Annotated in this window: 17 protein-coding genes and 1 pseudogene; 7 read left to right on the top strand and 11 right to left on the bottom strand. The window is 37.2% G+C overall.

The window, feature by feature from the left end:
- Positions 1-58: 58 nt before the first annotated feature.
- From QHH19_01870 to QHH19_01860, 3 genes are all read right to left on the bottom strand, one after another.
- On the bottom strand, positions 59-1,846 hold the full coding sequence (locus QHH19_01870) for a hypothetical protein (protein MDH7517080.1): 1,788 nt from the start codon (positions 1,844-1,846) through the stop codon (positions 59-61).
- 125 nt (positions 1,847-1,971) lie between these two features.
- Positions 1,972-3,501: a hypothetical protein gene (locus QHH19_01865; protein ID MDH7517079.1), complete on the bottom strand. Its 1,530-nt coding sequence runs from the start codon at positions 3,499-3,501 to the stop codon at positions 1,972-1,974.
- A gap of 366 nt (positions 3,502-3,867) precedes the next feature.
- A complete protein-coding gene (locus QHH19_01860) occupies positions 3,868-4,809 on the bottom strand; it encodes a hypothetical protein (GenBank protein ID MDH7517078.1) in 942 nt (313 codons plus the stop codon).
- Between the two features lie 215 nt (positions 4,810-5,024).
- Between QHH19_01860 and purS the strand changes: the two genes are divergently transcribed.
- The 3 genes and pseudogenes from purS to QHH19_01845 all read left to right on the top strand — a co-directional run bounded on the left by purS (position 5,025) and on the right by QHH19_01845 (position 9,155).
- A complete protein-coding gene (gene purS / locus QHH19_01855) occupies positions 5,025-5,273 on the top strand; it encodes a phosphoribosylformylglycinamidine synthase subunit PurS (GenBank protein ID MDH7517077.1) in 249 nt (82 codons plus the stop codon).
- Between the two features lie 55 nt (positions 5,274-5,328).
- A complete protein-coding gene (gene purL, locus QHH19_01850) occupies positions 5,329-7,662 on the top strand; it encodes a phosphoribosylformylglycinamidine synthase subunit PurL (GenBank protein ID MDH7517076.1) in 2,334 nt (777 codons plus the stop codon).
- A gap of 59 nt (positions 7,663-7,721) precedes the next feature.
- Positions 7,722-9,155 (top strand): annotated as a pseudogene (locus QHH19_01845) (MATE family efflux transporter).
- Between the two features lie 68 nt (positions 9,156-9,223).
- Here the strand turns inward: QHH19_01845 and QHH19_01840 are convergent.
- Together QHH19_01840 and QHH19_01835 are read right to left on the bottom strand one after the other, a co-directional pair.
- Positions 9,224-9,667 (bottom strand): GAF domain-containing protein, encoded by a 444-nt coding sequence (locus tag QHH19_01840; protein MDH7517075.1) that lies wholly within the window; start codon positions 9,665-9,667, stop codon positions 9,224-9,226.
- Positions 9,668-9,680: 13 nt separating this feature from the next.
- Positions 9,681-10,910, bottom strand: coding sequence for a TIGR00375 family protein (locus QHH19_01835; GenBank protein ID MDH7517074.1), 1,230 nt, complete (start codon positions 10,908-10,910; stop codon positions 9,681-9,683).
- 231 nt (positions 10,911-11,141) lie between these two features.
- On the opposite strand from QHH19_01835, the gene gyrB reads away from it, so the two are divergent.
- Together gyrB and gyrA are read left to right on the top strand one after the other, a co-directional pair.
- Positions 11,142-13,337 (top strand): DNA topoisomerase (ATP-hydrolyzing) subunit B, encoded by a 2,196-nt coding sequence (gene gyrB, locus QHH19_01830; protein ID MDH7517073.1) that lies wholly within the window; start codon positions 11,142-11,144, stop codon positions 13,335-13,337.
- A 16-nt stretch (positions 13,338-13,353) separates the two neighbouring features.
- Complete coding sequence (gyrA, locus tag QHH19_01825) at positions 13,354-15,807, top strand: DNA gyrase subunit A (protein MDH7517072.1); 2,454 nt, start codon at positions 13,354-13,356, stop codon at positions 15,805-15,807.
- A 58-nt stretch (positions 15,808-15,865) separates the two neighbouring features.
- Here the strand turns inward: gyrA and QHH19_01820 are convergent, their stop codons facing one another.
- From QHH19_01820 to QHH19_01800, 5 genes are all read right to left on the bottom strand, one after another.
- Positions 15,866-15,979 carry a MetS family NSS transporter small subunit gene (locus QHH19_01820; protein ID MDH7517071.1) on the bottom strand — a complete coding sequence of 38 codons (114 nt, stop codon included), beginning with the start codon at positions 15,977-15,979 and terminating at the stop codon, positions 15,866-15,868.
- Positions 15,976-17,472: a sodium-dependent transporter gene (locus QHH19_01815; protein ID MDH7517070.1), complete on the bottom strand. Its 1,497-nt coding sequence runs from the start codon at positions 17,470-17,472 to the stop codon at positions 15,976-15,978. Before QHH19_01815 ends, QHH19_01820 begins: the two co-directional genes overlap by 4 nt.
- A 196-nt stretch (positions 17,473-17,668) precedes the next feature.
- Positions 17,669-17,782: a MetS family NSS transporter small subunit gene (locus QHH19_01810; protein MDH7517069.1), complete on the bottom strand. Its 114-nt coding sequence runs from the start codon at positions 17,780-17,782 to the stop codon at positions 17,669-17,671.
- A complete protein-coding gene (locus QHH19_01805) occupies positions 17,779-19,257 on the bottom strand; it encodes a sodium-dependent transporter (protein MDH7517068.1) in 1,479 nt (492 codons plus the stop codon). Before QHH19_01805 ends, QHH19_01810 begins: the two co-directional genes overlap by 4 nt.
- Before the next feature lie 39 nt (positions 19,258-19,296).
- Positions 19,297-19,566, bottom strand: coding sequence for a hypothetical protein (locus QHH19_01800; protein ID MDH7517067.1), 270 nt, complete (start codon positions 19,564-19,566; stop codon positions 19,297-19,299).
- 248 nt (positions 19,567-19,814) lie between these two features.
- Between QHH19_01800 and QHH19_01795 the strand changes: the two genes are divergently transcribed.
- The gene (locus QHH19_01795; protein MDH7517066.1) at positions 19,815-20,180 is read left to right on the top strand and encodes a prefoldin subunit beta; all 366 of its coding nucleotides are present in this window, start codon (positions 19,815-19,817) and stop codon (positions 20,178-20,180) included.
- Positions 20,181-20,210: 30 nt separating this feature from the next.
- Positions 20,211-20,558, top strand: a complete 348-nt coding sequence (locus QHH19_01790; protein MDH7517065.1) for a hypothetical protein — start codon at positions 20,211-20,213, stop codon at positions 20,556-20,558.
- Between the two features lie 5 nt (positions 20,559-20,563).
- Here the strand turns inward: QHH19_01790 and uppS are convergent, their stop codons facing one another.
- A complete protein-coding gene (gene uppS, locus QHH19_01785; protein ID MDH7517064.1) occupies positions 20,564-21,352 on the bottom strand; it encodes a polyprenyl diphosphate synthase in 789 nt (262 codons plus the stop codon).
- Positions 21,353-21,635 lie beyond the last annotated feature (283 nt).

The raw sequence follows: 21,635 nt of genomic DNA, 5'->3' as shown, positions 1-21,635 counted from the left end.
TATCATATCCCATCCCTACACCCTTGGTTATATATTCAGTGGTATAATTATCTCTCCGCTAATTTACAGGTAAGAGCCATTTTAAAAAATTAAAGAAAGAGACCAGCATTTTTAATGCTGGGAATCTCTGAATTATTTTTTCAAATGGTTCAAAATAGAAAATCTTGTTTCTAGGAGTTGTGAGAGAAACTGTTACTATCTCAAAATCATTGACGTTTTCTTTATTAACTATTTTTATTTCACCTGTAAAAACCTTGTTTTTCTCATCAGGTGCAACAACAGTTACATTAACAGTAATTGCCCCGTCTTCTGGTTTAAGGTTGTAACCATTTATTGGATCAAAACTCCAAGTACCCCAATCAGGCCATTCAATTACTTCCCAATCAAGCAAAGAATCTGGTTCGCCAATGTTCTCAACAGTAAAACTACTATTAACAGTTCCACCAGGTGGAACCGCAGTCCAACTAAGACTACCATAACAATTCAAATCAGGCTCAGGTGTAAGCTCGGTTGTAAAACTCCATATAGGGCCTTGTGTCACAGCACCATGGGAATCCCTTGCGTAGACCTTCCAATAATATGTAGTCTCATATTCCAATTTACCTGGTTCGAACCACGTTTCAACTATATCCTCAGCTATCTTTATGTCTGGAGTCGGATCATCAGCCTCAAAATAAACATCATAAGTGACGGTATCACCATCTGGGTCGCCTCCAGTCCAGCTTATATTAGAATGAACGTCTATATTGATCGAGCCGTTTTCTGGATCTGGATCACTCGGTATATATGGAGGGCTGTTGACAAACACGGTTAAACCATTAGACCAATCACTGGTCATATTTTGTGCGTCACGGGCTTGGGCTTTCACAACATAAGTGCCACCATTACTCCATGAATGACTCATGCTTCCTGTTGCCCCTGATGGGACAAAACTAGTCCAATCGCTATAATCATGGGAACCATTTGCATCCCAGTCAAAACGATACTGCACTTGGTCACCATCTGGGTCACTGGTGTTTGTACTATATGTTCCTGATACACCGGCGTTAAGGAACGTCGGACCTGATGGAGTATTAGGTGTGTTAGGTGGTTGGCTAACAATATTTACGTTTAGAGGATTAGACCAACAAATCCCTAGTTCTGCACCATAAATATCTTTTGCCTTTGCTTTTACTTGATATGTACCGTAATTATTCCAGCTATGGGATGCACTGCCTATCGCTCCTGAGGAATAGGGCCCAATCCATCCGCTATTAGTTCCATCACCCCAGTCAAACAAGTAATAAATTTGTTCATTTTCCGGATCTGTTGTACTTGTTGAATAATTATACTGGATATTTTTGTTTCCGGTTGTTGGACCAGAAGGTTGACTTGGTATAGCCGGTGGGAGGTTACCGTAAATACTAAAATTTAATGTATGAGGAGGACCAGTAAAATCGACCGCCACAGAACCGTTACCTGTGCACCCGCCATAAGAAACATTAGCAAATATAATATCACCCTGATTTGCTCCTAAATCAATAACATCTATCTGATAAAAACCTGGGCCATACACTGTAGACTGCTGAGTATATCTCGTAGCTGAATTACCGTTATTAAGATCAGTGATAGTGACTGGTACACCATTTGGAATATTAGAACCATCACTATAGCTAACAAAGCCACAAACGGTCTGATGCCCCAGTAAAAATCTGAGAATATCTGTATTTATATTAATTTTTGATAAAAGGTTTATAATTTTTCTACACATATTATAGGAAGGAGCAGAAATCCCTAGCATATTATTAGGACTCTCTCCATCTGATTCCAGAGAAGTATTGCCACCAATTACTGTTGGAATTATCATCGAACCAATTAATAAAAATAGTATAAGAAAGGTTGATGTTTTTTTAATATTCAGTTGGATCACTATTTTACTAGATACACTTCCTTATATATAAATATTATCAAAATAGAATGGTTATTTTTAATCTACCAGTTGTCTGGTCTATAAAGTATGTCTTTATGATTTGGTGCATGGAAGCATATTACATCGTACGGCTGTATGGACGATAGGGTGTTGAAAACTTCTGGTATATTTGGGTTGTATGATGCCCAAATATTTGTTGTGGGGTTGTAAACATATATTGTGATATCCTCACCATCTTTTATCTGTCCTGCAGTTTTCAAAGCAGTTATGAAATCTGCTGGAGTTATGGTATAGTCTCTGCTCCAGGTTATATAGTTGTATCCCCTGTTTTTTGATGTGAAGTTCATAGTCACATTGTTAGGTTTAAGTGATTCGATTGTTGGTGTGAACGAATAGCTTGCGTGTGTGTCTGATTGAAGATCAATCATTATATGGTCCCATTTGAATATCTTAAAGTCTCCGGAACCATATTGAAGATTATATGCTATGTCCCATGCCCCTGAAATTGGATTAAACTTTTCAATAATATCACCAGTGCCTAAACCTAAATCTTGTGCTAGTTTACTAGCCATGATTGAATTGTTTGCACCCCATGTGACGTAGTTTACACCGTTATTATTATTGTTTTTTACAACAGAGATGTATTGTTTTATTGTTACTTCGCTTTGAGCATATGCCTTTTGGCCTTTAGAATTACTTATTGTTAAATTAATAGTATATATACCAGCTAGTCTATAATTCACTCTAATCCAAGATTGACCATAAATTTTTTTTGTTCCTGTTCCATTACTCAGGGTCCATGTGTAGTTTGCTATTGGTCCTGTTGAATTATTAGCACTTATCACATAAGATACTCCATTGATCTTATTTTCATCTCCCCAGTCTACATTAGCAGACAAACTAGCAGGTGTGTATGTAACGTTAATATAAACCTGGGTAACTATTAATTGATCCCCCTTCCCTAAATTATCTGATTTAATACTTGACTGTAGGTCATCTATGTCTGCTTTTGACCAAGGCTCCCCAGTACCTGGTTTAAGAGCCCAGTCCCAGTCATAATCACTATATTCTAGATTTACTGGTATGCTCCGTGGTGCATAATCTGTTACGCCTTCAAAAAGCTTCAATCCGATATGAATCACGCCTTCTATTTTAGTTCTCGCTCTAACGATGACACGAACGTTGCTGATAGTAGCACCGGTTAACAGCGCAGATGTCTCGTGGTTGAAATTTTCTGCCACCTCATTTCTGTCTGTATAAACATATGTTCCATCATCATCTGGTTCGCCGACAGTATCATCAACCTTATCGTAATGAGACTTAGGGTCTGATGGCTCGTAAAGCCACTGTTGTGTACTTCCCTCAGCATCTGGTAAAAGATTTACATACTGATTTTCTGGTGCGCCTTCTGCTTTAGCTTTAAAGGGGATGAATATAATTGAAGCTGTTAGGCTTGTTAAAAGGATGATAGATGCTATTGCAAAAGATGACAGTTTATGATTGAGATTATTATATATTGTTTTGTTCAGTGTATTATATATTGTTTTGTTCAGTGTTTTATTTCTTATTCTCGTTTTTAATTTCATTTTCATGTGTTTTTTTGCCTTCCTCTGTTAATATTATATTGTTATATATTATCACGTTTAACTTTGTCACTCCAACTTTAAATATTTATCCTGTAAAAACATATTGTATGTCAAAATCACAAAATGATATTTTTACACCCAACATCCTACTTAAAAACCTTCAACCCCTTTCATCCATGTTCAAAAACCAGTACCTATATCAGATATAAAACCCTCTCGCAGTTCTGTTCAAAAATCGAGACCTGTTTTTCTCCTAGTATTTAAAAGCTTGTTCAAAATCCGTGACCCAGTTTTTGTTCAAAAATCCGCGCCTTTTCTCCCTTTTTTGCTCAAAAATCAATACTTTTTCGTTCAAACATTTTTAATTTTTACTTACCAAAAAACTTTTTTTGTAACAGGTTTTATCTTCGCCTCAGATGGACTATACTCATAATACACGTTTTCATCAAACCATGCACACCGCATAGCCTGTAAAGGAATCTTCGTCCTAAAAGATAACGCACGTGCATAATGATAAAGCTGCCATGGCGCCTTCTTGTCCTTGGATGCCCCTGGTTTATAATCAAGAATGTACACTAGATTATTCCTCACCTGCAACACGTCAACATGACCTGTAACACCATCATCAACGTTTTTCTCCCAATACCAAACTGGTACCTCACATGCTATAGTTGCCCTGTCGTTGATCACCATAAAAGTTTCAACCAGCTTATGTCTCTCACGGTTATCCTCTGTAGCCTGCGCAGCAAAACCAGCCATCTTACAAGCGAGGTTACATGTTTTTCTAACCACTGCATCCGCCTCAAAACTCGGCTTAGAACACCTCTCACCTACTTCAAAAAACACATCTGGGCATCCTCCCTCAAAACGAGTTATATACCTAAAAAGCAAAGGAAACTGTTTCTTTGTCAAAACATCCAGTTTGTATTTATGGTACATAAACGTGTAATCAAGGTTCTCGTGCTCAAAACGTTTAGTAAACAAAACATCATCATAGCTGGAAAAATTGTCTCTCCAGCCTAGAATCGGGCAAAGGTTTTGAAAATCGTTCACCCAAGAGTAAACAGTGGTTTTACTTGTTTTAACCTTGTATTTTTTATTCACCAGTCTACTGGTTTCATCAAGAGTAAAACCAAGGTTATAGTAGTTTAGAGCATGATAAATAACCTGGGTAGAATACACCCTATGTTTTAAATATCCATCAACAAAACGTTTTCTACAGTTTTTACAATAATATACCTGCTCTACTTTGTATATTGTTTTTCTCTTTCCTTTTTTGATAACATTTTTACTCTCACACCATGGGCATATCATATCTTTCTTATTATATTAAAGCAACAATATATATAAATTTGTCTACATATCAAAAATCCAATTTTAGAGACTAAGTCGCCTCTTTTGATTTTATAAAATATTCAATGCATAGGTAATCAAAAATGATAACCAACGCATCATAAATTTTAATCAAATTTTTATAGTATTATTAAACGATAACCTTTATCAACACATCCTACGATTCTGCACTCGCAATGTATGAAGCAAAAATAAAAATCAGTTTGAAAAAAGGAATCACAGACCCTGAGGGAGCAAACACACTAAAAGCACTACACCTGTTAGGTTTTAACACAGTTAAAGAAGCAAAAACCATGAGAATAGTAGACTTGGTACTAGATGGAAAAAACAAAGACGATGTTAAAAAGAAAGTAGAGGATATGTGCCAGAAACTGTTAACAAACCCAGTTATACATAAATACGAAATAGAGATAACACAAAAATAAATAAATTTGATTTGGGGAGTGCACAAAGTTGAGTGTCGACAATTTATTTAAAAAAATGAAAACACCTTTTGATTTATATGAGGTTGATCTTTTTTCAGCAACAGACAAACAACTAAAAGAAATCAGTGACAAAATGGGGCTAGCGCTGTCAACTGATGAGATGAGACGTTTAAGAGACTATTTTAAAGACAAAAAACGATTACCAACTGAGGTTGAACTACAAGCACTTGGTCAAGCGTGGTCAGAGCACTGCTGCTATAAATCATCGAAGATACCACTTAAAAAATATATTTATGGTGTAAAACAAGACAAGATAGTAGCACGTGAAGACGCTGGTGTGATAAAATTTGATGACAAACATTATTACTGTGTTAAACTAGAGTCGCATAATCATCCTTCAGCTATTGAACCATATGGTGGTGCAGCAACAGGTATAGGTGGTGTTGTTAGAGATGTCCTCTGCATGGGTGCGCAACCAATCGCCTTTGTTGATCCATTGTTTTTTGGTCCATTAGATATACCATTTGAAAAACTCCCAAAAGGTGTTAAACACCCGAGGTACCTGTTCAAGGGTGTTGTAGATGGGATACGAGACTATGGGAACCGCATAGGTATACCAACACTATGTGGCCAAGTTTATTTCCATGAGGGATACCTAGGAAACTGTCTCGTGAACGTAGGCTGCATAGGCATAATGAAAAAAGAGGAACTAATCCATAGCAGGGTAAAAGCACCAGGGAACATCTATGTATATGTTGGTGGAAAAACAGGTAGAGATGGTATACATGGCGTAACATTCGCGTCAACAGAGCTAACAGATGAAAGCGAAGAGAGTAGTAGATCAGCTGTACAAGTGGGGGACCCGATCACAAAAGAACCTGTTATACACGCGACACTTGAGTGCAACAGAAAAGGCTTATTGGAGGGACTAAAAGATTTTGGAGGCGGTGGACTATCGTGTGTCTGCGGTGAACTAGCGTATGAAGCAGGTTTCGGCGCAGAGATACATTTAGACAATGTACCACTGAAAGAAGAAGGGCTGTCACCATGGGAGATCTGGGTATCAGAAAGCCAAGAGCGTATGATGTTCGTGGTTGACCCGAAAAACGTTGAAAAAGTACTACATATTTGTAAACAATGGGATGTAACCGCGGTACCAATAGGTAAGGTCATAAAAGAAAAAATAACACGGGTTTTCTACAAAGGATTCAAGGTTCTTGAGATGGACATGGATTTCTTGACAGGTGGACCAGTATATGATAGTTGTATAAGACCAGTGAAACTACCAGAACCGGAGAAACAGGAGAAAAAAGAGAAAAACTTCAAACAACCTGATATGAACAAGATACTAAAACAACTTTTATCGAGTTATAATATAGCATCAAAAGAATGGGTTATAAGACAATATGACCATGAGGTACGTGGTAACACAGTTATAAAACCACTGCAAGGGAAACTAGGCATGGAGTCGCATGGTGACGCAGCTGTGATAAAACCATTGGAAAACTCATATAGAGGCTTGGCTGTAACAGCAGACATAAACCCAAGGTTCATGGAGAGAAACCCATACTGGGGGGCATGCGCAGTTATTGACGAGATATGTCGTAACCTGGTAGCGGTTGGTGCAAAACCTGATTCACTTCTCGATTGTCTAAATTTTGGAAACCCAGAGAAACCAGAGCGTATGGGAGAATTCCATGAGGCATGCAGAGGACTAGGTGACACAGCAAAAGCCCTAGGTTTACCATTTGCATCAGGGAACGTGAGTTTCTACAATGAATCAAAAAAAACAGCTGTGCCACCAACACCGCAGATAACAGCAATAGGGATAGTAAACGATATAAGAAAATGCGTAACCATGGATTTCAAAAAAACTGGTAACCCGCTTTATCTAGTTGGGAGACAGACAGAGAAGGAGATGGGTGGATCAGAATACTACAGAATAATTGGAATAGATGGTGGGAAGGTACCTAGGATGGACACAAAAATTTTAAAAAACTGCATAAAAGGAATACTATCCTCAATCAACAAAAAACATATTGCATCTTGTCATGATGTAAGCGAAGGAGGCGTAGCTGTCTGCCTCGCAGAAATGGCTATAGGCGGAGACATAGGAGCTGTTGTGGACATCTCAGAGGTTGGTAAAGAACTTAGAACAGATTTTAAACTATTCTCAGAAACCAACACACGATGGATCATCGAGGTTAAAAAAGAAAAACAGAAAGATTTTGAAAAAACTCTGAAAACAAACAAAACACCATACATAAAAATAGGTGAAACAAAAAACAAAAAACTAATTATAATAGATAAAAACAAAAAAGTAATTGACATTGAAATCAAAGTTTTAAGAAAACTTTGGAAAAACACAATATGGGACATAATGGGTTAAAATTTTTTTATTTAAACATAGCACAATGTTGAAGTACGGCTCTTTCTTTCCCGGTCTCCGTGAACAACAACCAATCCAATAATAGAGAAACAAAGGGGATTCAAACTTTACTGGGTGATCCTAAAAAAGCCATAATAAAACTGTCGATACCAATGATTGTGGCGATGACAGTACAGACACTATACAACCTAGTTGACACACTATGGGTATCAGGACTAGGCATAGACGTGCTCGCAGCGGTACAATTTGTTTTCCCATTCATCTTTATGGCATCAGCATTAGCAACAGGGCTTGGCATTGGTGGTGGTCTGCGATATCAAGGAAAATCGGAGTGAAAGACAAAACAAGCGCAGATAATGTTGCATCACACAGCATGATAATAATGTTGATAATATCGATAATTTTCATGGTAGTTTTTTTCTCATTTGCTGAAAGCTGATTTTCACAGCAATGGGTGCGGGACGGACGATACAAATAGCGGTAGCCTATGCACAGATACTAGCAACTGGTACTGTTCTCATATTTTTTGCATTCATGGGAAATGCTATACTGAGGGCAGAGGGGGATGCAAAAAGAGCTATGGTAGCCATGGTTTTAGGTGGGGTGGTAAACGTTATACTTGATCCTATTTTCATTTACACCCCAGGGTTGGGAGTACTTGGTGCTGCTTGGGCAACAGTCATATCAATGAGCATCCCAGCTGCACTATTGTTCTACTGTTTGTTCCTTAAAAAAGACACCTATGTGACAATAACATTACGTGGTTTCCATTTAAACAAAGGTATCATTAAAGACATACTTCAAGTTGGATTACCAGCATCAGTTATGCAGCTATCAATGGCTATAATGATGATAATAATCAACCTGATCCTAAACGAGGTTGGTGGTATAGATGGTATGGCAGTTTTTTTCAGCTGGATGGAAGGTTGTAACAATCGCAACCATGCCACTGCTAGGTATGTCCACAGCAGTTGTATCAGTAATAGGAGCAGCATATGGTGCAAAGGATTACAAGAAACTAAAAACAGCAAACATCTACTCAATAAAAGTAGGGTTAATCATAGAATTAATTATAGCGATATCAACATTTCTCCTAGCACATTATATAGCAATAGTGTTCACACAAGGGGCGGGGTCAGAGCGGATATTAGATGACCTCACAAGATTCCTTCAAATAATATGCATATTCTACCCAACAAGCGCGTTGGGGATAACGTCATCAGCGACATTCCAGGGTATAGGAAAAGGTTTCTACTCCCTTTTAGTAACACTACTCAGCAATAATATTGATACCACCCCTTACTTGGGTGTTTTCTGTAACACTAAATCTGGGAATACAGGGCATATGGTGGGGTATAGTAGTCTCAAACGTATCTGCAGGGATGATAGGGTTCCTGTTTGCAACCCTTTACATACATAAATCCGCAAAGAAACAAGAACAAACATTAACAAAAACTATTAAATCAGAGAACAAACATTCCAAAAAGCAGTGATGAACGAACCCTTACTGAACCCTAAGTTGGGTGATGAAGAAGATCTTGAGTGCTGAAAAAAAAAACTGTTAGATGAAAGATGAGAGGATATCTGCTATCTTCTCCAAAAAAACAGCGTCCTTTTCTCCAAACGCGTTTTTGGTATCAGAATCAATATCAATCTCACCAATAACTAAACCATCTCTTTTTATTGGAACCACTATCTCAGATTTTGTTGAAACAAAACAAGAGAGATACCTTTTATCAGCTGAAACATCTGGTACTATCTCAGTTTTACCACTCATTGCTGCAGAGCCACAAACACCCTTACCAATAGGTATCATCGTATGCTCTGTTGCCTGCTCACCACGCCAGGGACCAAGAACAAGCATACCATCACGTAAAATGTAAACCCCAACCCAACTATACAACTCAAAATTATTGTACAAAAAATCAACGACACTCTGCAAAACATCAAGGTTCCTGCTACATGCAATCTTTTTTATTTTTTTCTCTGCAACCAAATAATCCATAAACAACCAACCCTCAGTAATCTAGAAGGCTTTTCTGCGTATCCTTCGTTTTCAAAACAACAGGATTAACTGCACCATCATGTGGCAGCTCTATAGAACCATACTGTCCACCACCACCTGGTTTGATTATAACTTTTTTTTCACGAAAAGCTTGTATAGCCTCAGCAATAGCAGGTGCAGTAACCTTTGCTATCTCATTAATATCAGAGTCAATCAAAACATTGATTTCACTACCAAAAACAGAAACCAGCTCATTCCACCGTCTATTAACCTCCTGAGTAAAAGGCGTATGCTGACCAATGGCTTTAGCAATAATCTCAGATAAAGGAATCAGATGAACATACGGCGGCCTATGATCAGGATGCTGAGGTTCTTTAAAATCAGCACGCTCATTAATCCTATCCTTAACACCTTTTTTAATACGTTTACCACAACTACATTTCCATTTACGCCTCTCCGCTTCCTCAAGAGTATAATGTGTAAAACATGATATACAAGCGGACTCATGATACTTACCTTCCTGAGGAGGCAGACCAACATTCAAAATAGGTTTACGACCACCAGTTCTAAGTATCGCTTTTTTAATTTCATCAAATGTAGCCTCCTCAACCTCAAAACGATTAAACTCACGCGCAAGACGAACAGGATGAGGACTATGACAATCAGAATTTGTAAGAAAAGTAAGCCTATGCAACTCCTGAATTTTATCAGCAAAATCAGTATCAGCCGAAAGACCAAGCTCAACAAAAGAAACATAATCTGCCAAATCACCATAACAATCCTTCAATGAATCATGATACGCATACATAGCTGTCCATGGTGTGAAAGCATGAGCAGGCCCAATCAAAACATCAATATCCTTAGCGACACATGCTAATTCAAAACCACCCATATCAACATTAGGTCTACCATCAGCCTCAAGATTCTTAGACCTACTTTTTATCCTCTCTTTAAATTCCTCCACCGCAGAAAAACTAGGGAAATACAACAGATGATGAACACGTTTTTTATCCTCAACCTCAGTGCTAAGAATAAAACGAGTACCATTTAACTCGAAAGTACCATCATCAACAACATCACAGGACTTTATCTCCTTCATCCAACCACTATGCAAACAATCACCAGTGGCAACAACCTGTATACCCTTACGAGGAGCCTCAACAGATAACATCTCAATACTCATCTTATCACTCGTAGCACCAGAAAAACGCGAATGAATATGAAGATCAGCATTAACTATCATAAATCCCCAAAAAACCAATATACACAGCATAGTTTTAGTATTTATTGATAAAAAAAAACACAGCCCTCAACTTAACCTCTATAAAAACACGGTTTTTTCTCCATATATAGCAACATTTATTAGTATCTACTCCATATGAGTCTCCAGTAAAAAAACCCACTAGAGGGGGCTAAAAAACACTCGACAAAAACCAATGAAAATTAGTGTAAACTTTAACAACGAGGAAAAAACATGAAAAACAAGAAAAAAACAGCAAAAACCCAAAAAAAAATCAAAAAAACAAAACCAAAAAACGTTAAAAAAAACATAAAAAAGAAAACAAAAATTTTACCTAAAATTAAAAAGAAACAAATTAAAACTAAACCAAAAACCAAGAAAAAACAACCAAAATCTGAAAGAAAGAAAATAAAAATACTTAAAAAACCTAAAATCAAAAAAATAAAAATATCAAAAACTAAAGAAATAAAATCAGCATATGTGGCAAGTGAGGAGAAACTAGAAGAGGAACCAGTGAAAGAAACAGCAAAAAAAGAGGAAACAGCAGTCTATGACGCAAGCAAAATACAGGTTCTAGAAGGTTTAGAATCAGTACGTAAAAACCCAGGGATGTACATAGGTAGTACTGACATAAGAGGGTTACATCATCTTGTTTATGAGGTTGTAGATAACTCAATAGACGAAGCATTAGCTGGGTTCTGCACAAATGTAAAAGTATCACTAAACAAAGATGAGACAGTAACAGTTATAGATAACGGGAGAGGAATACCTGTTGATATCCACGCTAAATACAAAAAACCAGCTGTTGAACTTGTTTTAACCACGTTATATGCTGGGGGTAAATTCGACAAAAAAGCATACAAGGTATCAGGAGGACTACATGGGGTTGGTGTATCAGCTGTTAATGCTCTATCAGAATGGCTTGAAGTAAGAGTTAGAAGAGACGGAAAAGAATATTTCCAGAGATACGAAAGAGGAAAAACAGTTACACCCCTAAAGGTAGTTGGCAGTGCAAAAGAAACAGGTACAACAATTGTGTTTTCACCTGATCCTGAGATATTTGAGACAACAGAGTTCAACTACGAGACTATAGCTACGAGATTAAGAGAAATGGCTTTTCTAAACGCAGGTTTGCAAATCGAGTTCAAAGATGAAAAAAGTAAGAGACAGGAAACATTTAGGTATGATGGTGGTGTAAGCGAATTTGTTAGTTATATAAACAAAAACAAAACACCGTTACACCCGTATCCTATATATTTCCATGGTGGGAAAGAAGATGTACAAGTGGAAGTAGCTATGCAATACACAGATGGTTACACAGAAAACATTTTTACATTTGCAAATAACATAGGTACCCCTGAGGGTGGGACGCACCTGGTTGGTTTCAAAGGAGCATTGACAAGGGTCTTTAATGATTATGGCAAAAAAAACAATCTTTTGGGTGAAGTTGAGAGTCTTAGTGGAGAAGACTGCAGAGAAGGACTAACAGCGGTTATATCTTGTAAAGTGATAAACCCACAGTTTGAGGGGCAAACCAAATCAAAACTTGGTAACTCAGAAGTAAGAGGTGTTGTAGAGAGTATCACCTACGAGAAACTATCTGAGTTTTTAGAGGAAAACCCTGGTGTTGCACGTACAATTGTTGATAAAGCTGTGCTCGCAAGTAAAGCACGTGATGCAGCTAGGAAAGCAAGAGAGCTTACACGTAGAAAAGGTTTACTTGAATCATCCTCTCTACCAGGGAAACTAGCTGACTGTTCATCCCGTGACCCAAGTAAATCAGAGCTATACATCGTGGAAGGAGATAGCGCAGGTGGGAGCGCAAAACAGGCTCGTGACAAAGAATTCCAAGCCATATTACCACTGAGAGGTAAGATATTAAACGTTGAAAAAGCACGTATGGACAGGATATTCAAAAGCGATGAAATACTTGCTCTAATAACAGCCATAGGCACAGGTATAGGAGAAGAATTCAACATAGATAACATCAGATATCATAAAATTATACTGATGACAGATGCTGATGTAGATGGTGAACATATACGTACACTACTGCTCACGTTTTTCTTCAGATATATGCACCCGATAATAGAAAAAGGATACCTGTACATAGCACAACCCCCATTGTATAAACTGACCAAAGGAAAAACCGTAACATATGCGTACTCAGAACGTGAAAAATTACAGAAGATAAAAGAACTAGGCGAAACTGGTATAAACATACAGAGATACAAGGGCCTAGGAGAGATGAACCCTGAGCAACTCTGGGAGACAACCATGGATCCAAACAACAGGGTTATGGCACAGGTGACAATTGAGAATGCGGTTGAGGCTGACGAATTATTTACTATACTCATGGGTGAAGTAGTTGAGCCTAGAAGGAAATTTATTGAAACACACGCAAAAGATGTGGTAAACCTGGATATATAAGGATGAGGTTTTTTTTATGAGTGATGGACAAGAAAAAAAGGAGTTTATACGTGATATAAACGCTGAGATGAAACGCGCATTCATAGATTATGCTATGAGTGTTATCATGAGTCGTGCTCTACCAGATGTCCGGGATGGCCTTAAACCTGTTCATAGAAGAATTTTATATGCCATGAACGAAATGGGTTTAACATACGAGAAAAGCTACAAGAAATCTGCGCGTGTAGTAGGAGAGGTGCTAGGTAAATATCACCCACATGGGGATCAAGCTGTATATGATTCATTGGTGAGAATGGCACAGGATTTCTCATTACGGTATCCTCTAGTTTCAGGTCAGGGTAATTTTGGTAGCATCGATGGTGACAGCCCTGCCGCTATGCGATACACAGAAGTAAAAATGAGTAAAATCTCAAAACTGATGCTTCAAGATATCGAGAAGGAGACTGTTGAATGGCGTGATAATTTTGATGGTTCTTTGAAAGAACCTGATGTACTCCCAGCGACATTCCCGAATCTTCTTGTAAATGGTTCATCAGGCATAGCGGTTGGTATGGCGACAAATATGGCGCCGCATAACCTCTGTGAAATCGTCGATGGTATAATAAAAATGATAGATACCCCTGAGATTTCAACAGCAGAGTTGATGGATGTAATAAAAGGCCCTGATTTCCCAACAGGTGGAATAATATGTGGTAGAGGCGGTATATTAAACGCCTATTCAACCGGGAGAGGTTTAATAAAAGTAAGGGCGAAGACATCGGTTGAAGACGGGGAGAAAAAGAAGATCATAGTCCATGAACTACCATATATGGTTAACAAATCTGAGCTTTTACAGAACATAGTGGAGCTGATTAAAGAAAAGAAGATCGAGGGGATATCAGATCTCAGGGATGAAAGCGACAGGAGAGGTATGCGTATAGTTATAGAGCTTAAACGTGATGCTATAGAAGACGTTGTACTAAATCAGCTTTTTGAGCATACCCAGATGCAGTCCTCATTTGGTATACTAAACCTGGCTATAGTGAAAGGTGAACCTAAGGTTCTCACACTTAAAGAGTTGATACAGCAATACATAGAGTTTAGGATAGAGATCATAACTAAAAGAACCATTTATGATCTTAAGAAAGCAAAAGAAAAAATGCATATCCTAGAAGGTCTAATGATCGCCCTTAGAAACATAGATGAAGTAATAAAAATCATTAGAGGTAGCAAAGAGGTAGAAGAAGCTAAAGCTCGTCTGATGAAACGGTTCAAGCTTTCAGAGATACAAGCGAAAGCTATACTTGATATGAGGTTACAGAAACTAACAGGTATGGAGATAGAGGCACTCGAGAAAGACCATGCTGAAACAAAGAAACTCATAGACCAACTGGAAGATCTATTAAAAGATAAACAAAAAATACTCAATGAAATTAAGAGGGAACTGCTTGAGTTAAAAGAGAAATTTGGTGACGCGAGGAGAACACAGATAGTTGAAGAGGAAGCTGGGATAGAGATAGAGGATCTTATACCAAAACAAGAGGTGGTTGTAACAATCACAGATAGTGGTTACATAAAACGTATACCTGTAGAGACATATCGTACGCAGCATCGTGGTGGAAAAGGACTCATCGGTATGGAGACAAAGGAAGAAGATATAGTAGTTGATTTGTTTGTTACGTCAACACATGACTACATAATGTTTTTCACAAACTTTGGCAAAGCATTCTGGTTAAAAGGATACAAGATACCCGAGGGTAGTAGGCATGCGAAGGGAAAAGCTATAATAAACCTGCTGCCACGACTAGAGGAAGGGGAACATGTTGAAACAGCGATACCAGTACATGAGTTCGATGACCAGCATTACCTAGTTTTTGTTACTAAAAAAGGTTTAATCAAAAAAACAGTTCTATCAGAATACAGCAACATAAGAGCAAATGGTATAAGAGCAATAAAACTAGAAGAAGGAGACGAACTAATCAGTACGAAACTGTCAGATGGAAAACAGGTTATAATGATAGCAACAGCAAACGGACAGGCATGCAGGTTCAACGAAAAAGAAGTAAGACCAATGGGAAGGGTAACAAGAGGAGTAATAGGCATTAGACTAAACAAAAAGGATAAAGTGGTCTCAATGGATGTAGTAGAAGGAAAAGGAGACCTCCTCACAATTACTGAGAATGGTTTTGGAAAACGCTCAGCGATACAAGACTATCGTATGACACACAGAGGGAGCAAAGGAGTCAGAACGATTGTAACAAATGAGAGAAACGGGCAAGTCGTATTTGTAAAAGAGGTTACAGATAATGATGAAATTATAATAACAAGCAAAAACGGTATGGTAGTAAGAATACCAGTTGTAGACATAAGACGACAAGGCAGAAACACAATGGGTGTAAGAATAATGAGGCTCAACGAAGGAGACAAAGTTGTTTCAGTGGCAAAAATAGTGGAAACAAATAATGATAATAAAAACGAACTAAAATTCTAAAACCATAGTTTAGTCATAAATTCTTCAATAAAAACAGTACTCATATAGTTAGATGAAATTACTGTTTTTTACCTGCTTTAAAAGCACGGTACACGAAATACAACAACCCACCATACAGCACAGTTGCACCAAATATCAACATCACAATCGCAGAAAGTGGCAAACTATTCATTCCTCCACCTCCACTTCTTTACCTTTAATCTTCATAAAGACAAAAGAGAGGACAAATGCTACAATCGCTAGACTTACACCACCTACCAATATCGCATAGCTTGAATATCCTCCATAACCCTCTGCAATATAATCTTTGATAACCATTATGAACAGTATTGCTAGTATGACTGGGTTTACAAATTTTATTAACACATCCCACCATCGCCCTATTTTGATATCTGATACATCGTTTGCATGTTTTCTGAGTTTATGTAAATGGAATGCATATCCTGCTATTAGGCATTCAAATAGGGCAACTAGAGAGAAGCCAAAAGTTGCCAAAAAATCATCTGATATTGATAGCCAATGAATTCCGCTTCCGGTTGTATAAATAAGACCTGCTAAGAAACCAATGAGACATATTATACCTGTGGATTTTCCTGTCGGTATCCTCCATTTATCATTTAGCCCTACAGGTAATGGTTCTGCCATTGAGAATGCGGAGGTTAAACCAAATGTTAACAAGGCCACAAAGAATATAAGACCAAAAAATGTAGCAGCAAAAGGCAACAGAGAGATAGCTGTTGGATAGGCTATAAATGCAAGCTCAGGACCAACTGCAACTACTCCCTCTATCCCAGATCCTGTAGACATAGCTAGATATCCAAGCACACTGAAAACTATGAAACCCGCAAAGAAACTAACCCCGGCATCTGCAAGACTCGTTATAAATGCGTTATTCGTGATATCTGCTTTTTTTGGTAAGAAACTAGCATAAGTAATCATTATACCTCCTGCTAGGCTCAAAGACCATAAAACCTGCGAGTACGCAGCTAGCCATATTTTAGCATCGCCCAACTTAGAGAAATCAGGTGTAAGATAATAGCTTACCCCATCCATGGCACCAGGGAGAGTCAAACCTCTAATAGCCATTATCACCAATAATATAGTAGCTAAGGGAATGAGTATAATACACACTTTTCCAATGCTTTTTACTCCCTTGCGTAGTACAAGGTATATGATCAACCAAATAGCTAATAAACCTATAACTACAGGAATACTTATATTCCCTAGTATCTCTGGTTTAGAAGTTAAACCGAGGAAGTTGTTGAGGAAGAAACTCTCAGCGTTTGCACCCCATCTAAGATCCAAAGAATAAAGCATATAGCTGAAACACCAAGCCAGGATTACCGAGTAATATATGACAGTAATAAATTCGACTATAATAGGCCACCAACCAAACCATTCCCATTTTTTACCTATTTTTGAAAAAGCTACAGGTGGAGAACCTCTTGACCAATGACCTAATGTAAACTCCAATATCAGTAGTGGGATGCCAAGGGTAAATAATGCTATAAAGTAAGGTATTAGGAATGCCCCACCACCATTCTCATAACATCTAAAGGGGAAACGCCAGATGTTACCAAGACCAACAGCTGAACCAACTGCAGCCATTATGAAAGCGAAACGCGAACCCCAGTGCTCTCTAATTTCTTCTGAAATACTCGACACATCCTATTATTTTTATTTAATTATTATTTTAATTTTTTATATTAAATATAGAAGTTTATATAATATATTTATTTTACTTATTTATAAATATTATGATTTATCATATAACAACTAGCTAAAATGCTATCTGCCTCTGAAAAACATATTTTAGTTACAAAATTTTCAGTAAAAGCAATAGTCATATAATTAGATGAAATTACTGTTTTTTACCTGCTTTAAAAGCACGGTACAAAAAATACAACAACCCACCATACAGCACAGTTGCACCAAATATCAACATCACAATCGCAGAAAGTGGCAAACTATTCATTCCTCCACCTCCACTTCTTTACCTTTAATCTTCATAAAGACAAAGGATAATAAAAATATAGCCACAATCGGTAGTACGCCACCAACAAATATAACCCATACTGGAAAACCCATGTAAGGGGCACGGATATTTTCATAAAAAGCAACTGTAAGCAAGAATATCAACACAGCAGGCGTTACAAATTTTATTAGCACATCCCACCATCGCCCTATTCTAAAGTCAGATACACCATTAGCATGTTGTCTTAAACGGTAAAGCCTGTATACATAACCTAAGACTATACATTCTATTAATCCGATTATAACAAGCGCAAAATTCGCCACGAAATGATCTAATAATTCTAACAAATAAATACCACCACCTGTTGCAAAGATAAGACTTACAGAGAAGCCAAATACACATACTATCCCCGTAGCTTTCGTCTTTGAAAAACCCCATTTAACGTTTACACTACTTGATATAGGTTCAATCATTGAGAACGCAGAGTCAAATCCAACTATAAACAGCGCCATATAAAATATTATACCAAAAACGGCTGCTCCAACTGGTATCAGAGATATACCTGTTGGATATGTTACAAAAGCGAGATGCGGACCAGCGATACCTAGATTATCTATACCTATTCCTCTTGAAAAAGAAAGGTATCCGATTATGCTGAAAACTGCAAAAGCCGCAAAGAAACTAACCCCGGCATCTGCAAGACTCGTTATAAATGCGTTATTCGTGATATCTGCTTTTTTTGGTAAGAAACTAGCATAAGTAATCATTATACCTTGTGCTAAACTCAATGAAAAGAATATCTGTGCATATGCTGCAAGCCAAACCTCGTGATTAGATAAAGCTGAAAAATTTGGTGTAAGGTAATAACTGATTCCATCCATGGCACCAGGAAGAGTCAAACCTCTGACAACCATTATCGCTAACAATATCATGGATACAGGAACAAGTATAAGACATATCTTTCCAATACGGCCAACACCCTTGTATAAGATTAAAAATATGAATAACCATATCACGATTAAACCAATTAAAACCGGTATCCTTATGCCCCCAAGAACCCCAGGTGCACTTGTTATCCCGAGAAAATTGTTGAGGAAGAAACCCTCAGCGTTTGCACCCCATCTAAGATCCAAAGAATAAAGCATATAAGAAAAACACCATGAAATTACGACTACATAATAGGCAGCCACTAAAAATGGGGCAAATACCGCAAACCATCCAGCCCATTCCCATTTCTTTCCAACAGTTTTTGCAAATGCAGTAGGCGGAGAACCTCTTGACATATGCCCAAGAGAGAATTCAAGGATCATCAGTGGTATACCTGCTGTGAACAAAGCTACGAAAAATGGGATCAAAAATGCTCCACCGCCACTCTTAGCTGCTATATAAGGGAAACGCCATACGTTACCTAAACCTACAGCTGATGCAATAGCCGCCATGACAAAGGCGGAGCGCGAATGCCAATGTTGTTTGATTTTTTCTGGAATATTTCCACATCCTATTTATTTTTTCTATCATGAATTACATGGTTCATATGGGTTAAAAGCAGGATCACCATACAAACAATACTCCTGATAACAAGTGTATTTGGCATCTATAGCAGGTGTCTTTACAGATTTTCCCCCTAGCAGACCAAAAGGACCAAGAGGTGGATTCCAATACATTGTCCAGTTTGCATCCTCCGGTAAATATTTATTCTTAGCATTCCTCAAAGCCATACCAACAGAAGCTAGAATTAGGATTAATGCACCAGCCAATACAACCAGTTTATCTGCTGTATTCATATTTTTATTCCACCAATTCACATACTGTTGTGTAACCATATTTATAATTTTCTATATAATATTTTCTATTTTATTATTTATTTTATATAATTTTAATTCGTCTTCGCCATATATAATACTTTCTATTATATATTTATTTTCATATAATTATATGTATGCGTCCCAAGAAGTTAACAATAGTGCTTAATTGCAATACCTTTAATAAGTAAATGACCTATTACCAAAAAAAAATCAGGAGTTTAAAATTTATGGTAGAAGAAGAATTATCTCCGCAATTGCGAGATCAAATAACCAGATTGCAACAATTAAGAGTACAACTACAAATGATAACACAGCAGCGTCAACAAGTTGAGATACGCTTAAAAGAAATCGAAGAAGCTTTAGAGGAATTGGATAAAACAGATGAAAAAACACCGATATATAAGAGTATAGGTGCAATCCTTGTTAAAACCAAGGGAAAAGATGATGTTGTTAAAGAACTGAAGGAAAACAAAGAATCGCTTGAGCTTAGGAAAAGCACGCTTGATAAACAAGAGGGTAGGACCAAAGAAAAGCTCAATGAGTTGGAGAGTAAGGTTCAGAATGCTCTTAATATCTCCAATAAAGGGCAGTGAAGATTAAAAAAAAATTTGGGTATAATTTGTATGTTTAAAAAAAGGTTTTTTTCTGTTTATGATGATTTCAGGACTGGTTTATTTTCTAAACTTTCTTTTTTGTTTGGGATGGTTTTATTATTTGTCTATGTTTTTTTGAAAATAGTTTTTTTGTTGGTTGGTGAAGGTGGCGGTGGTTTTTTTGGTTTGATTTATGATCTAGCGGATTCTAGTTTTGCTGATTCTGTTATTGCTTTTTCTATTATTTTTTTTGGTATTGGGTTTGTTTTGTATTTTTTGCATGTTCAGTTTGTTAAATTGGCTATGATAACAGATGATTTTAAAGAAGAATTAGATCATCTGGAAAAAGAAGCAGAAAAAAAATCGAAGAAGTTATAGAATAGTTATTTTCCGAATCTTCTTTGTCTCTGTTGGTATGTTTTTATGGCTTCGAGGAAGTCTCTTTTTTGTAGTGCTGGCCAGTATACATCTGAGAAGTATAATTCTGAGTAGGCGAGTTGCCATAGTAAGAAGTTGCTTATTCTTTCTTCTCCTGATGTTCTTAGTATTAGGTCTGGGTCGGGTAGTTCCTTTGTGTATAGGTAGGTTGATACTTTGGGTTCGTTTATATCTTCTATTTTGATTTTGTTGTTTTTCACGTCTTCTGCAATTTTTTTTATGGCTTGTATTATTTCTTCTCTCCCGCCATATGCTAGTGCTATGTTTAGTGAGTAGTTGGTGTATGTTTTTGTTTTTTCCATTATGTTTTTTGCTGATTCTTGTATTTCTTCTGGTAGTAGTTCCAGGTGTCCTATTATTCTTATTTTTACTTTGTGTTTATGTACCTGTGAGTCGTTGGCTGATTTGTCTAGTTCTTCTTTGCATAGGTTCATTAGTGTTTTTACTTCTTCGTTGCTTCTATCAAAGTTTTCTGTGGAGAATGCGTATAGTGTGAGGTTTTTTATTCCTATTTCGAAGCACCATTCTAGTAGTTCTTTTATTTTGTCTCGTCCGAATAGGTGGCCTGCTGTTGGTGTTAATCCTAGGCTTAATGCGAAGCGTCTGTTTCCATCCATGATTACTGCTACATGTTTTGGTACTGGGTTTTGTTTGATTTCTTCTATTAATTTTATGTTTCGTAACTCGTTTAGTTTTTTTGAGATGTAGTTGTAGAGGCTTGAGTGGTATAGCATTGATGCAAGTTTTCTTGTTGCGCTGCTTTTTATAGCGTATTTTTCTAGTTGATCAATTTTTTTTCCTGCAAGTAGTTTTAGTGATACTTTTTTTTTGATTTTGCTTCGCCCCTTTTTGTTTTTTATATTATGTTTAATTGGTTTAAATATGTTGATGGGGAGTTTTGTAGGTTTTTTTTTATTTTGTGGCAGGTGGATTGATAATAGGCTACATCCCGAAATGAGTCGAAGAATCATCTCTTGAACAATATTTTACTTTGAAATAGATCATAGAACATACAGA

This window comes from Candidatus Thermoplasmatota archaeon (assembly GCA_029907305.1).
In the GTDB taxonomy this organism is placed as follows: domain Archaea; phylum Thermoplasmatota; class E2; order DHVEG-1; family DHVEG-1; genus JARYMC01.
This window is presented reverse-complemented; position numbering and strand designations above follow the sequence as displayed.

Bases quoted from the DNA above. Each gene is read 5' to 3' on its own strand.
- QHH19_01840 (MDH7517075.1), bottom strand. From the start codon at position 9,667: ATGGATTATTTGGTTGCAGAGAAAAAAATAAAAAAGATTGCATGTAGC.
- QHH19_01835 (MDH7517074.1), bottom strand. From the start codon at position 10,910: ATGATAGTTAATGCTGATCTTCATATTCATTCGCGTTTTTCTGGTGCT.
- QHH19_01795 (MDH7517066.1), top strand. From the start codon at position 19,815: ATGGTAGAAGAAGAATTATCTCCGCAATTGCGAGATCAAATAACCAGA.
- QHH19_01860 (MDH7517078.1), bottom strand. From the start codon at position 4,809: ATGATATGCCCATGGTGTGAGAGTAAAAATGTTATCAAAAAAGGAAAG.
- QHH19_01865 (MDH7517079.1), bottom strand. From the start codon at position 3,501: ATGAAAATGAAATTAAAAACGAGAATAAGAAATAAAACACTGAACAAA.
- QHH19_01810 (MDH7517069.1), bottom strand. From the start codon at position 17,782: ATGAATAGTTTGCCACTTTCTGCGATTGTGATGTTGATATTTGGTGCA.
- uppS (MDH7517064.1), bottom strand. From the start codon at position 21,352: ATGCTATACCACTCAAGCCTCTACAACTACATCTCAAAAAAACTAAAC.
- gyrB (MDH7517073.1), top strand. From the start codon at position 11,142: ATGAAAAACAAGAAAAAAACAGCAAAAACCCAAAAAAAAATCAAAAAA.
- QHH19_01820 (MDH7517071.1), bottom strand. From the start codon at position 15,979: ATGAATAGTTTGCCACTTTCTGCGATTGTGATGTTGATATTTGGTGCA.
- QHH19_01870 (MDH7517080.1), bottom strand. From the start codon at position 1,846: ATGATAATTCCAACAGTAATTGGTGGCAATACTTCTCTGGAATCAGAT.
- purL (MDH7517076.1), top strand. From the start codon at position 5,329: ATGAAAACACCTTTTGATTTATATGAGGTTGATCTTTTTTCAGCAACA.
- QHH19_01800 (MDH7517067.1), bottom strand. From the start codon at position 19,566: ATGAATACAGCAGATAAACTGGTTGTATTGGCTGGTGCATTAATCCTA.
- QHH19_01790 (MDH7517065.1), top strand. From the start codon at position 20,211: ATGTTTAAAAAAAGGTTTTTTTCTGTTTATGATGATTTCAGGACTGGT.
- gyrA (MDH7517072.1), top strand. From the start codon at position 13,354: ATGAGTGATGGACAAGAAAAAAAGGAGTTTATACGTGATATAAACGCT.
- purS (MDH7517077.1), top strand. From the start codon at position 5,025: ATGTATGAAGCAAAAATAAAAATCAGTTTGAAAAAAGGAATCACAGAC.